This window comes from Ruminococcus sp., assembly GCF_017650195.1.
GTDB lineage: Bacteria > Bacillota > Clostridia > Oscillospirales > Ruminococcaceae > Ruminococcus.
The window spans coordinates 1-12,776 of record NZ_JAGCFH010000227.1 but is presented as its reverse complement, the minus strand read 5'-3'; the positions used below and the strand labels follow the sequence as shown (position 1 = coordinate 12,776).

The 12,776-nt window shown below is 44.3% G+C and carries 14 protein-coding genes; 8 read left to right on the top strand and 6 right to left on the bottom strand.

All coding sequences use genetic code 11. The features are described from left to right. The first annotated feature begins 147 nt into the window (after positions 1-147). Together prfB and J6U00_RS10455 are read left to right on the top strand one after the other, a co-directional pair. Entirely contained in the window at positions 148-1,266 is a 1,119-nt protein-coding gene (gene prfB, locus J6U00_RS10460; protein WP_296581624.1) for a peptide chain release factor 2, read from the top strand. A gap of 44 nt (positions 1,267-1,310) precedes the next feature. Continuing rightward, positions 1,311-1,811: a hypothetical protein gene (locus tag J6U00_RS10455; protein WP_296581622.1), complete on the top strand. Its 501-nt coding sequence runs from the start codon at positions 1,311-1,313 to the stop codon at positions 1,809-1,811. A gap of 79 nt (positions 1,812-1,890) precedes the next feature. Here J6U00_RS10455 and J6U00_RS10450 read toward each other — a convergent pair whose 3' ends face one another. The 4 genes from J6U00_RS10450 to gdhA all read right to left on the bottom strand — a co-directional run bounded on the left by J6U00_RS10450 (position 1,891) and on the right by gdhA (position 5,272). Then, complete coding sequence (locus J6U00_RS10450) at positions 1,891-2,268, bottom strand: DUF4363 family protein (RefSeq protein ID WP_296581620.1); 378 nt, start codon at positions 2,266-2,268, stop codon at positions 1,891-1,893. After that, a complete protein-coding gene (locus J6U00_RS10445; RefSeq protein ID WP_296581618.1) occupies positions 2,255-2,974 on the bottom strand; it encodes a DUF421 domain-containing protein in 720 nt (239 codons plus the stop codon). Before J6U00_RS10445 ends, J6U00_RS10450 begins: the two co-directional genes overlap by 14 nt. A 54-nt stretch (positions 2,975-3,028) precedes the next feature. Further along, positions 3,029-3,652: a cytidylate kinase-like family protein gene (locus J6U00_RS10440; protein ID WP_296581617.1), complete on the bottom strand. Its 624-nt coding sequence runs from the start codon at positions 3,650-3,652 to the stop codon at positions 3,029-3,031. Between the two features lie 252 nt (positions 3,653-3,904). Then, positions 3,905-5,272 (bottom strand): NADP-specific glutamate dehydrogenase, encoded by a 1,368-nt coding sequence (gene gdhA, locus J6U00_RS10435; RefSeq protein ID WP_296581615.1) that lies wholly within the window; start codon positions 5,270-5,272, stop codon positions 3,905-3,907. A 335-nt stretch (positions 5,273-5,607) separates the two neighbouring features. Here gdhA and J6U00_RS10430 point away from each other — a divergent pair, with 335 nt between their 5' ends. Genes J6U00_RS10430 through J6U00_RS10420 form a run of 3 tightly spaced genes read left to right on the top strand, consistent with a single transcriptional unit; the run spans position 5,608 to position 7,972 of the window. Beyond that, entirely contained in the window at positions 5,608-6,114 is a 507-nt protein-coding gene (locus J6U00_RS10430) for an HD domain-containing protein (RefSeq protein WP_296581613.1), read from the top strand. A 25-nt stretch (positions 6,115-6,139) separates the two neighbouring features. Next, positions 6,140-7,405, top strand: a complete 1,266-nt coding sequence (locus tag J6U00_RS10425) for an O-acetylhomoserine aminocarboxypropyltransferase/cysteine synthase family protein (RefSeq protein ID WP_296581610.1) — start codon at positions 6,140-6,142, stop codon at positions 7,403-7,405. 36 nt (positions 7,406-7,441) lie between these two features. Next, complete coding sequence (locus J6U00_RS10420) at positions 7,442-7,972, top strand: flavodoxin domain-containing protein (RefSeq protein WP_296581608.1); 531 nt, start codon at positions 7,442-7,444, stop codon at positions 7,970-7,972. 79 nt (positions 7,973-8,051) lie between these two features. On the opposite strand, the gene J6U00_RS10415 is transcribed toward J6U00_RS10420, so the two are convergent. Further along, positions 8,052-8,723, bottom strand: coding sequence for a hypothetical protein (locus J6U00_RS10415; protein ID WP_296581606.1), 672 nt, complete (start codon positions 8,721-8,723; stop codon positions 8,052-8,054). Between the two features lie 306 nt (positions 8,724-9,029). Between J6U00_RS10415 and J6U00_RS10410 the strand changes: the two genes are divergently transcribed. Then, the gene (locus tag J6U00_RS10410; protein WP_296581604.1) at positions 9,030-10,454 is read left to right on the top strand and encodes a glycoside hydrolase family 16 protein; all 1,425 of its coding nucleotides are present in this window, start codon (positions 9,030-9,032) and stop codon (positions 10,452-10,454) included. Between the two features lie 38 nt (positions 10,455-10,492). Here J6U00_RS10410 and J6U00_RS10405 read toward each other — a convergent pair whose 3' ends face one another. Next, entirely contained in the window at positions 10,493-10,957 is a 465-nt protein-coding gene (locus tag J6U00_RS10405; protein WP_296581602.1) for a hypothetical protein, read from the bottom strand. Between the two features lie 353 nt (positions 10,958-11,310). Here J6U00_RS10405 and J6U00_RS10400 point away from each other — a divergent pair, with 353 nt between their 5' ends. Both J6U00_RS10400 and J6U00_RS10395 read left to right on the top strand, forming a co-directional pair. Continuing rightward, positions 11,311-12,033 carry an ABC transporter ATP-binding protein gene (locus J6U00_RS10400; RefSeq protein WP_296581600.1) on the top strand — a complete coding sequence of 241 codons (723 nt, stop codon included), beginning with the start codon at positions 11,311-11,313 and terminating at the stop codon, positions 12,031-12,033. Further along, positions 12,026-12,776, top strand: a 751-nt coding sequence (locus J6U00_RS10395; protein WP_296581598.1) for a metal ABC transporter permease, incomplete at its 3' end; no start/stop codon positions are given. The genes J6U00_RS10400 and J6U00_RS10395, both read left to right, overlap by 8 nt.

Below are 12,776 nucleotides of genomic sequence, written 5' to 3'. Positions count from 1 at the left end.
GCTCCTACACTATTCACTGCTCTCAACTCGCTATTCTCTTAAAACAAAGGGCTTTTCAAAGTCTGCGAAAAAATCAGATTTTCCCCTTGCACTTAGACTTAAAACATGGTATAATATATGTAATTATGTTTGAAAGGATTTGAAGCTATGATAATACTTGACGAACTCAGAGTCGAAATGACCGGCTACCGCAAGGAAATGGCGGAGCTTGCAGACGTTCTGAATATAGAAGCCGCAAAGAAAAGAGTTGCGGAGCTTGGCGATGAGACTGCCAAGGACGGCTTCTGGGACGACCTTGAAAACTCCCAGAAGGTGCTGAAGGAGCAGAAATCCCTTGAAAGAAAGATTGAAAAGTTCAACAAGCTCAACGATAATCTTGAGGATATAATCACTCTTATCGAGCTTTCCATAGAAGCCGACGATGAGAGCGACATTGAAGAGATAAAGAGCGAGTCCGAAGCGTTCAAGACCAAACTTGAGGACGAAAAGCTCTCTACGCTCCTAACAGGCGAGTACGACAACGCAAACGCTATCCTCACATTCCACGCAGGCGCAGGCGGTACTGAGGCTCAGGACTGGGCGGAGATGCTCTATCGTATGTACAATCATTGGGCTGAGCGTCACGACTTCAAGGTTGAGTTACTTGACTATCTCGACGGTGACGACGCAGGTATGAAGTCAGCTTCCATACTAATTGAGGGTGACAACGCATACGGCTATATGAAGTCCGAATCAGGAGTTCACAGACTTGTGCGTATCTCCCCCTTTGACGCTTCCGGAAGAAGACACACATCCTTTGCAGCTCTTGAAGTTATGCCTGAAATAGACGATTCTATCGAGGTAGATATACGTCCTGAGGATATCGAAATGGAGGTTTACCGTTCAAGCGGCGCAGGCGGACAGAAGGTAAATAAGACCAGCTCTGCTGTACGTCTTATCCATAAGCCTACCGGTATCGTAGTTTCCTGTCAGACACAACGAAGCCAATACCAAAACAAGGATTACGCCATGAAGATGCTCCGTTCAAAGCTCATTGAGATTAAGGAGCGTGAGCACCTCGAAAAGATCGAGGATATCAAGGGCGTTCAAAACCAGATAGCATGGGGCTCGCAGATACGTTCTTATGTGTTCATGCCCTACACCCTTGTAAAGGATCACCGCACAGGCTTTGAAAACGGCAATATACAGGCTGTTATGGACGGCGACATCGATGGCTTCATTAATGCTTACCTGAAATCACTCTCCCACGGAACACTTGAAAAGTAAGTTGAGAGTGGAAAGTTGATTGAGTGTTCGTTTGATTTAAGGTAATGATAAAATTAATAAAGTTATTATCATTTTTTGCTGTTATCATTATTATTTCTTTAACTGCTTTAAGATTTATCGCTCCGTCAGTATTTTTCAATTATATCTATCCTTTCAGCAGGATAAAAGGAAATGTTTCTATAACCATCGACGACAGGAACATAAAGCTTTCAGACTGCGAGTTCTCTTGTACTCACAACGGAAAAAAAGAAAAAATCAATGTGAGCGGCAGCCATATAAAAATACGTGCAGGCAAATATGGCAGATACTGCTGCACACTTAAACACGATGAAACAGAGATACGTTTTTATATCTATCAGTACAATTGCTGGGATTGCACAGATTTTGACATTTCATTTAATGCTGATATAAAAAAACAAACCATATCATGCACAGGCTGGAGCAGATCTCTTAATGAAAACGGCTTGAAAAGCGATAAACACATTATTGACACAACTCAAGATCTTAACAATCAGGAGCAATACGGCATGAACATATTAAACTAATAAACTAAGGGGCGGAGTAATTTCGCCCCTTTTTTAATACCTCGCCACAGCTTTCAACTCTCTACTGTCAATTCTCAACTCATAACACGCTTGAAAGCTTCGGAGTTTCACCGCTTTTCAGCATTTCAAGCATATCCCTAAGCTCTGCCAGCTCTGCGGTGAATTCCTCGTTATCCTCGTCAGAAAGCTGAACTATCCGCGAACAAAGACAGTCTATCTCCACCAACTTGTCATATTTCACCAGTACGGAAGCTCTGCTCCTGAAACTCTCCCACTCTTCATTCAGTTTCTCAGCCAATCCAGCAAGCTCCTCGCTGTAACCGTTTTCAGCTATAATTCCAAGCTTGTTTATATCATCGAGCATCGCTCCACAGCGGCGGTTCACCCACAGACTTGTAAAAGTACTTGTGACCACAAGAAGCAGAAGCACTCCTAAGCTTATCCTAACTCTTGTCATTCTCTGTACCTCTGAGATATAAGATTTTCGGCATACTCCCATTTATATCCGCAACAAAACACCTTCCCGAGCTTTCCACGGTCATTATGAACACTTCAGCCAGACTAATACCGTTTGCGTCAAGAAGTATCTCAACAGCGCTCATACTGTACTTCACCGACCTTATTGCTTCAACTATGAATTTACCATCCGAGATTATCAGCACCGGCGGATCACTGTTTTCAGCGTAGATACCCATATCGCTCCGAACAGGTGATTCTGCGGACCGCTTCTTCATTACGGATATGCTGCCTGTAGTTTCCACAATCGCGTACTGTACTTCGTCAAGGTCGAATATATCCTTGCTTCTCAGAGCCATAAGGAGATCATCCACCGAAAAACGCAGTTCCTTAAGAATATCCCTTTCGATGCAACCACCACGCACAACTATCTTTGGGCTTCCAGATATAAGTCTTCTCAGTTTTGGAAAATGCATGTCAGCCCAAGATATTATCACCTCAAAGCAGACCAGCACCAGAATTGGCGTAACCCCCACCATAATCGGAATATCCACATCTTCAATGGGAAGGGTGGCAATATTCGATACAAGTATGGTTATTACCAACTCCGAGGGCTGTAGTTCCCCGAGCTGACGCTTCCCCATTAGTCTCACGGCGAATATAACCAATATATAAAGCATTACCGAACGGATAAGAACAACGCACATGAAAAACAGCTCCTTTACGGTTATTCTACCGCAAAGGAGCTTCTTTATACTTTATCAGTCCTTAAAACGTTCATTGTATTCTTGATAAGCCTTTACTATTATATCCGCACAGAGCTCATCGCCAAGCACTCCGCTGTTAAGGCATAGAGAATACTGATCCTTGTCATGCCATACTCTTCCAGTATTGACGTTATAGAAAGTTTCACGGCGTTTATCCGCCTTTTTCATTACAGACTCAGCCTTGCCCTCGCCTACACCATACTCTGTAACAGCTCGCTTCACACGGAACTCCGGGTCAGCATAGATATACACGTTGAAGCACCCCTTGTCTTCAAGGATATAGCTTCCACACCTTCCCACGATAACGAAGCTCTTTTCCTTTTCGGCTATCTCGTTTATGATACGGCTCTCCATAAGAAATACCTTATCTGAAAGAGGAAGATTCTCTTCCATAGTCCTTGCAGGATTTGCAGACAACAACAGAGAATAGAGGAAGCTTGTTGGCACGTTCTCCTCTGCATTTTCGAGATATTCGGGAGCAATACCGCATCTTTCCGCGGTCATTTCAAGTATCTGTCTGTTGTAGCAGCTGATGCCGAGCTTTTCCGCAGCAAGCTTTCCGATGTTGCTACCACCGCTTCCGTATTGTCTTTCGATAGTGATTATAGTTTTTTTCATTAGCTGATTACCCCCATGGCAAAATTCTTACTACAATAATTGATAAAATAACTACATTTTATATTATATCACACTTTGCACATATTTCAACCTTATACAGAATAATAATTGTCTAAATAGTAAAATTCTATGTTTTCACCAATTTGGCATATACTTAATTGTGCATTATACAAAAAGTCTCCCGTCGGTTAGCACAACGGGAGACATTTTTTTACTTTACTGCTCTTACTGATGAGTCACTATCAGTTATTATCAAACGCAGCCCTGAGCCTTCATTGCTTCAGCAACCTTGAGGAAGCCTGCAATGTTAGCACCTGCCATGTAGTTGCCAGCCATGCCGTACTCCTTAGCAGCCTCATCGCAAGCCTTGAAGATAGACTTCATAATGCCGTGGAGCTTCTCGTCAACCTCTTCAAATGTCCAGCTGAGTCTCTCACTGTTCTGGCTCATTTCGAGACCTGATGTTGCAACGCCGCCAGCGTTAGCAGCCTTAGCAGGACCATAGAGAACACCATTTGAAAGGTATGTCTCAATAGCCTCAGGAGTTGAAGGCATATTAGCACCTTCAGCTACAGCGTAGCCGCCGTTAGCAACGATAGCCTTTGCACCGTCGCCGTTGATCTCATTCTGTGTAGCGCAGGGAAGAGCGATGTCAAGCTTGATGCTGCCTGCGTTGCACTTGAGTGTCCAAACGCTACCCTCGTGATACTCAGCGTTCTTGTGTGAAGTTCTGCCGATATATTCCTTGATACGACCGCGCTCAACCTCCTTAATCTGCTTTACGAGATCAAGATCGATTCCGTCGGGATCGTAGATATAACCATTTGAGTCTGAAACAGTAACTACCTTAGCACCGTACTGTGTAGCCTTCTCTGTAGCGTATATAGCAACGTTACCTGAACCTGAGATAACAACTGTCTGACCCTTGAAGCTCTTGCCGTTAGCAGCAAGCATCTCATTTGTGAAGTAGCAGAGTCCGTAGCCTGTAGCCTCAGTTCTTGCAAGTGAACCGCCATAGGTAAGACCCTTACCTGTAAGAACGCCAACAAACTCGTTACGGATTCTCTTGTACTGACCGAACATAAAGCCGATCTCTCTTGCGCCTGTTCCGATATCACCAGCAGGAACGTCACAGTCAGCGCCGATGTGCTTGCAAAGCTCTGTCATAAAGCTCTGGCAGAAGCGCATGATCTCTCCGTCGCTCTTGCCCTTGGGGTCAAAGTCGGAACCGCCCTTGCCGCCGCCCATAGGAAGTGTTGTAAGGCTGTTCTTAAATACCTGCTCAAAGCCGAGGAACTTGATGATTCCAAGGTATACTGAGGGGTGAAGTCTGATACCGCCCTTGTAAGGTCCGATAGCAGAGTTAAACTGTATTCTGAAACCTCTGTTTACCTGTACCTTGCCGTTGTCGTCAACCCAGGGAACACGGAACATGATCTGTCTCTCAGGCTCTACGATACGGTCGAAAACACCTGCGTCGATAAGGTCCTGTCTCTTCTCAGCAACAGGCTGAAGTGTTTCAAGAACTTCTGTAACTGCCTGTATAAACTCTGGCTCGCCGGGATTTCTCTTCTTAACTGTTTCTAATAAATCGATAAGATACTGATTTTTTAACGCCATTGTTAAAAAACCTCCTTTGTTAAATTCTGCATTGACCGCAGTACATTATTGATTATAGCACTACTGTTATTATTTTGCAATACTTTATTGCTGTGAATTTGCAAATTTCTTCGTTTTAATCCCCAGCGCACAAATTTTCAACTGAAGTTTGTGCATACTGACTATATTTTTCTCAACAATCCCCTGTTCATCACCTGCCTGTTCCACTCTGTTTCGCGTAAAGTCTATAGTTTTTTTGGAATTAATATTGATTTTCACTTGATTATATTGTATAATATTCATAACGGCAAAACCGTATAATGAGAGGGATATCATTATATAAGGAGGCCAGACTTATGCTAAAAGCTATATGCTCTTCAAAGGAGCTCACCGCGAACTGCTACTATGACTGCGTAAAAGATATCATAGAATGTCGGCAGCTTCAGAAGCTCAAAGACATAACCCACCATGTTTCCACGACCCGTTTTCAGCACTGTCTGAACGTTTCGTACTACAGTTACATAGTGTGCAGAAGGTTCAGTCTCAATGCCCGTTCGGCTGCAAGAGCAGGACTTCTCCACGACCTTTTCTACTATGACCGCAGAGAGTACAACTCCTCAAGGTCAAAGGGTCAGGCTTCACACAGCAGGAAGCATTCAATAGAGGCCTGCGCGAACGCTGCGAAGGTGACCGATATCACAAATCTAGAACGGGACATGATAGAAAAACACATGTGGCCCGCGACAAGATCTATGCCGAAATACAAAGAAACATACATAATCACTATTATTGACAAATACTGTGCAGTCCTCGAATTCTGTGTACCGAAGGTGCAACGGATAGTTAACAGGAAAGCTCAGTAATATAATAAACGGAGGTACCCCACCAATGAAGATCGAAACAAAATGCCTGCACGCAGGCTACACCCCAAAGAATACCGAGCCGAGAGTCGTACCTATTGTACAAAGCACCACTTATGTTTACGATTCAACAGATGATGTTGCGGCTGTATTCGACGACCCCACAAAAAGCCTTATCTATTCACGCTTTGAGAACCCCACAGTTATGGCTGTTGAGGAAAAGATCAACGCCCTCGAAGGCGGTATCGGAGCAATGTGTACTTCCAGCGGACAGGCTGCTTCTCTCCTTTCACTCCTGAATATCCTCAAGGCAGGAGACAGCTTCATCTCAGCCGCTACGATATACGGCGGCACTGTAAATCTCTTCGCCTATACCCTCAAAAAGCTGGGTATTGAGTGCATATTCGTTGACGCAGACGCTCCCGAAAGCGAGATCAGAGCAGCATTCAAGCCAAATACTAAAGCTGTATTCGGTGAGACTCTTGCTAATCCCGCACTTGCAGTGTTCGATATCGAAAAATTCGCAAAGATAGCTCATGAGAACGGTGTTCCACTCATCATAGACAACACCTTCCCAACCCCTATACTTTGCAGACCATTCGAGTACGGAGCCGATATAATCGTCCACTCCACAACAAAGTACATGGACGGTCATGCTGTTCAGGGCGGTGGAGTTATCGTTGACTCAGGCAATTTCGACTGGACAAACGGCAAGTTCCCAGAATTCACAGAGCCTGACGAGAGCTATCACGGAACGGTCTATACAAAGACTTACGGTAAGGCTGCATACATAATAAAGGCAAGAATGCAGCTCATGAGAGACTTTGGCTGCTATCCTTCGGCTCAGTCAGCATTCTACCTTAATCTTGGTCTCGAGACACTCCATATTCGTATGAAGCAGTACTGCGAGAACGCGTTTAAGGTCGCTGAATTCCTCGAATCCAACGAACACGTTGAATCCGTTAATTATCCTGCTCTTGCAAGCAATAAGTATCACGAGCTCGCAAAGAAGTATCTCCCCGACGGCACCAGCGGAGTTATCTCGTTCATAATCAAAGGTGGCAGAAATACTGCCATTAAATTTATGGATTCTCTCAAGCTGGCTTCAAACGAGGTACACGTTGCAGATATTCGTACCTGCGTTCTCCACCCCGCAAGCGCAACTCACCGTCAGCTTACTGACGAGCAGCTGGTTGCTTGTGGCATAAACGGAGGTCTTATAAGACTGTCCGTTGGTCTTGAAAATGTAGACGACATCATCGACGATTTAAGGCAGGCGTTCTCAGCTATATAAACACACTATACCCCCATAAATACTGAGGTAATAATTATGAAAACAATCGTAGTATACTCTTCACAAACAGGTTTCACTCAGAAATACGCCGAATGGCTCTCAAAAGAACTCAACGCAGATATTATGACATTAAAAGAAGCTTTAAAAAAGGAAGACAGCTTCTTTGACCAGTATGACGCTGTTATATACGGTGGCTGGGTTTCGGTTGAAAAAATAAACAAGGCTGACTGGTTTACTAAGCATATACTTAACTGGAAAAACAAAAAACTTGCCATGTTCTGCGTAGGTTCGAGTCCTGCAGACTTTTCGGGCGTAAAAACCCTTCTTGACAAAGCCCTCACCGATGAACAGAAGCAGTACGCAAAGGCTTTCTACTGCGAGGGCGGTCTGGCATACGAAAAAATGTCCATCGCCCCAAGAGTGCTGATGAAAACCTACGTCGCCATGTTAAAAAGCAAGAAGGGCCACTCGGAAATAGATACTGAAAGAGCTGAATATATATCACACTCCTTCGACAGTACCGATCCAAAATACATTAAGCCCATAGTGGCATATATTAACGGATAAAAAAACAAAAGCCATAAAGAATTGCCCCGCCCCCTGACAAGTAGACAGGGGGCGGGGCAAACTTCTTATGGCTTTTTTATTACTGTACTCTCGTAAGGGTTTCTGTTCCCTTTGAATCAATTATTGAAAGAGTATTTCCGCTTATCTTATAATCAGCTGTGATAGAGCCTCCGTTAGCTGCGGCAGAATCGCTGTCTTCCTTAAGGAAGCCTGAGAAGCCCGAAATAGTCAGCTTGTCCTTCTTAGTGGTATATGTAAATATATTGTTGAAGATGACCTCGCTGTGAGCTCCGTCAAAATCTATAGTGATATCAAGGTTGTTCTCGTCAAAGCTACCGTTAGCGCTCATTTTTTCAACGATACTTGTATAAAGCATACCACCCTTGAGTGAATACAAACCGTCCTTGCCATCTCTGCCTTCAAGCCTTGTCATATCGAGCATTTCTTTTCCCTCGATATCAACAACGAGATTGTCGCCGTCCTCCTTGATGTAATTATCCGAGATAACAGTACCTCCTATATTGAAGCCCTCGCTCTCAAAGTGAAGGATAGAAGAGGTATCTTCAAAAACAGAACCCTTTCCATCAGCCTTGAATATCAATCCGCCGTCTTCAATGCCTGAATTCTCTATGCCACTCATTGACCATTTTCCAACAATATCGCCATTCTTCTTGGAGCTTTTGTCGCCGCATGAAACAAGCGCGCACAGCGCAATTGAACATACTGCTGCCGATGTGATTAACTTTTTCATAAACAGACCTCCATAAGATCATAATTATTCCAATATAAAGTATACGGAGCAAATTTCTGTTTTTCAAGGCATAAGCCAAAAAAAGTTCTGACTCCGACATGGAACATTATATCACGGACTTTCAGCAATTTCAAGAGAAATGGCAAAAACTCGCCGAAATGCAGTCAAAAAACCGTAAAATCCACACCAAAAGTAGTTCATTTGCACATAAAACAGGCTTTTTCAGCTTGACACAGACTGTTATTTGTGTTAAAATCATGTCGTAAACTAGCGGCAGTGTACTGCCGAAACAATAGGGAGGCAGCTATGAAGATACTTAAAATTATTGCAGCGACGGCAGTGCTGCTCGCCTCGCTCCCTGCGGCTGCAATAGCAGGCGGCAGTTCGGATATCGATTTTAACAGCGACGGCATCGTTGATATATTTGATATGATACGCGCACGAAAAAGCGGAGCTTCCGCAGAAGAACTCCAGCGTCTCAGTTGCTTTCTTCTCGGAAGCACAGTTGAGACATATCAAGAAGACGGCTACACGTTACTATGGAGCGATGAATTCAGCGGCAATGAGCTTGACCTGAGCAAATGGTCCTACGAGCTCGGCAACTGGAAGCTCGACGACAGCGGCAACTATGTCACCAACGGCTGGGGAAACAACGAGCAGGAATTCTATACCACTCAGAATACCACTGTCAGAGACGGCGTACTCACTATCGCAGCTCGCAAAGAGAGTTGGACGGACGAAAAGCAGGGCAGCTACGACTATACCTCAGCCCGTATAAATACACAGCATAAGTTTTCAGTCTGCGGTGGAAAGATAGAAGTAAGGGCACGTTGCGACTCTGGAAAATCCCTGTGGCCGGCCATATGGATGCTTCCTGAAGACAGTGTCTACGGTGGCTGGGCTTCATCAGGAGAAATAGATATTATGGAAGGCTGGGGCAGCACTCCTGAGAAGATATGTGGAACCATACACTTTGGCGGTACATGGCCTGCAAACACCTACCTCACAAATAATTATGATTTCCCTGAGGGAGACAGCTCGAAAAACTGGCATATCTACAGTATTGAATGGGACCGCGGAGAGATACGCTGGTACGTTGACAATATACTTTACAGCACACAGACCGAATGGTACTCCGATGGCTTCAGCTATCCTGCTCCCTTTGACCAGAATTTCTATTTAATACTGAATCTTGCTGTTGGCGGACATTTCGACGGCGTAGACGGCATTTATGCAGAACCCGGTATATTTGCGGACGGCGAGAAGCACTTCGATATAGACTACGTCCGCGTCTATGAAAAGAAGGATTCCGACTTTGCTCCCACTGAGATAAGCTCGCTTGTCCTTGACAATTATATAGAAGGCGCAGAAGCTTCCGTGGCCAATAAGGAAGGCTACACCGTCATAGATATCAGGAACGCCGGGGAGCTGGAATATGCAGTAATGGGACTACTATACGGCAAAGAGGTAAGGGCAGGCGAAAAACATACCCTTGAATTTGACGCGAGCTCAACAGTTCCGAGATGTATGATAGTCACAGCCGAGGACAGCTCCTATACGAGGTATCTCAACGAAAAAGTGGAATTATCACCCGAGAAGAAGCATTTCAGCTTTGATGTCACCTTTGAGAGCGACATGTCAGCGGATATAAAGTTCCAGCTTGGAAATATCGACAATGCCGCCGCTCTCGGAGCGCATGAAGTCACACTTTACAATATTTCGTGGAAATAAAAAAGGACCGTACCACAATGGTGCGATCCTGCTTTTATTCAGTTCTTTCTGAAAAGCTCTCTGAGCACAAGTCCTCCTCCGGCAGCTACAAGTCCGAACATGATTATGAACACATAAGCATTGGTCGAGCGCCATCTGAGGTGAGTCGTCATCATTACGCTGAGAAGAACGGTCACTATTCCTATCGAAAGTACTACCCAGCCGAATATCTTTCTGTCCATAAGGAAAAGCATTGCGATACCTATAATGATGGGAAGCATTATCAGTCCGTTTGGAAGACCAAAGCCACCAATCCTGAAAAAGTATCCGCCGTAGCCCCATGAACTTGAGACCTCAATATTCTGGAATATCATGAATAAGCCGCCGCCCAGCATGAGCAGTCCCACAAAGAATTTCAGCAAACGATTTCCTTCATCTTTGGAAGAAGCACGAGCGCTATCCCTTGTTTCAAGGAGATCCTTGTACATTTTGTCAAGCTCTTTGTCTTTTGAGTTTTTTGGCATAATACCGCCCCCCTATATCAAATTTACAAAGTTATTATACATTAAAAGATATATATTGTCAAGTATACCGCTGAAAATATCATCATTTTTTCATCTTGTCCCTGTGGCCATATCAGTAAAATCTGCATGAAATTTACATACAGCTATTGACATATGAGTTCAAATAAAGTATAATATGATTTGAAAATGATTATCAAATTCAATTGCTGAGAGCATTTAAGGCAAGTCTGTCAATAGAACAGTTAATCATACAGCAGCTGCGACAATTGCAGCTGCTTCTCTTACGGTCTTTGAAAGCTGAACAGCATACTATTTGTAATGTAACTGATCTTGTAAAGAAGGTGCTTGACTGAATGGGTGCATTATTAAAATGCGAGAACGTATCACTCGGCTATGAGGGGGACGTTATTACAAAAGATCTGAGTTTTACCGTCAGTAGCGGCGATTATCTTTGTATCGTCGGTGAGAACGGCTCTGGAAAGAGTACGCTTATCAAGGCACTCCTTGGACTTAAGCCGCCTCTAAGCGGAAAAATAGACCTCTGTGGCGAAGTCGGAAAGAATGAGATAGGCTATCTGCCTCAGCAGACCCTTGTACAACGTGACTTCCCTGCCTCTGTTCGTGAGATAGTGCTATCAGGCTGCATGAACCGCTGCGGTCTTCGTCCTTTTTATAGTAAGAAAGAAAAGAAGCTTGCTCATGATATGATGAGAAGACTTGACATCGAGCCCCTGACAAAACGTTGTTACCGCGAGCTTTCTGGCGGACAGCAGCAGCGTGTTCTCCTTGCGAGAGCGCTTTGCGCCGCAAGAAAAATGATACTTCTCGACGAGCCTGTAACAGGTCTTGACCCCAAGGCTACCAACGAGATGTATGAGCTTATCGACAGTCTCAATAAAAAGGACAAGATAACCGTCATCATGGTATCCCACGATATGAACGCAGCTGTAAGATATGCCTCCCATATACTCCACATTGGCAGAAAGCAGCTGTTTTTTGGCACCAAAGAGGACTACATGACCAGCAAGATAGGTCATGCCTTCCTTTCTGTAATGGGAGGTGAGGAAAATGAGTGAGATGTTTGACAAGCTTCAACTTTACTTTCAGCTTCCTGCAGTGAGATACGCCCTTATCGTTGGACTTCTTATCGCCCTCTGCTCATCACTCCTCGGAGTTACCCTTGTAATGAAGCGCTTCTCCTTCATCGGCGACGGACTTTCACACGTGGCCTTTGGTGCAATGGCAGTCGCCACAATAACTGGCGTCACAAACAATATGCTCATAATCATGCCTATCACCATCATTTCCGCAGTACTGCTCCTCAGGACAGGAAACAATACAAAGATAAAGGGTGATGCAGCAGTTGCAATGATATCTGTTGGAGCTCTCGCACTTGGCTATATGATGATGAATATAGCTGCTCAGAAAGGCAACGGCAGAACCTCAAGCAACGTCACAGCCGACGTTTGTAGCACCCTTTTCGGCTCAACAGCAATACTCACATTAAAGCCTGCCGATGTATGGATATGCATAGTTATGTCAGTTATCGTAGTATCTGTATTTCTTGTATTCTATAACAAGATATTTGCAGTAACCTTTGACGAGAGCTTTGCTAAGGCTACGGGTGTGCGCTCAGATATGTACAACCTGCTCATAGCAGTAGTTATCGCAGTAATAATAGTAGTAGCAATGAACTTCGTAGGCTCTCTTCTCATATCGGCACTGATAATATTCCCCGCACTTTCAGCGATGAGGGTTTTCAAGAGTTTTCGAAGCGTAATAATATGCTCTGTGATAATATCGTTGTTATGCGCCTTTT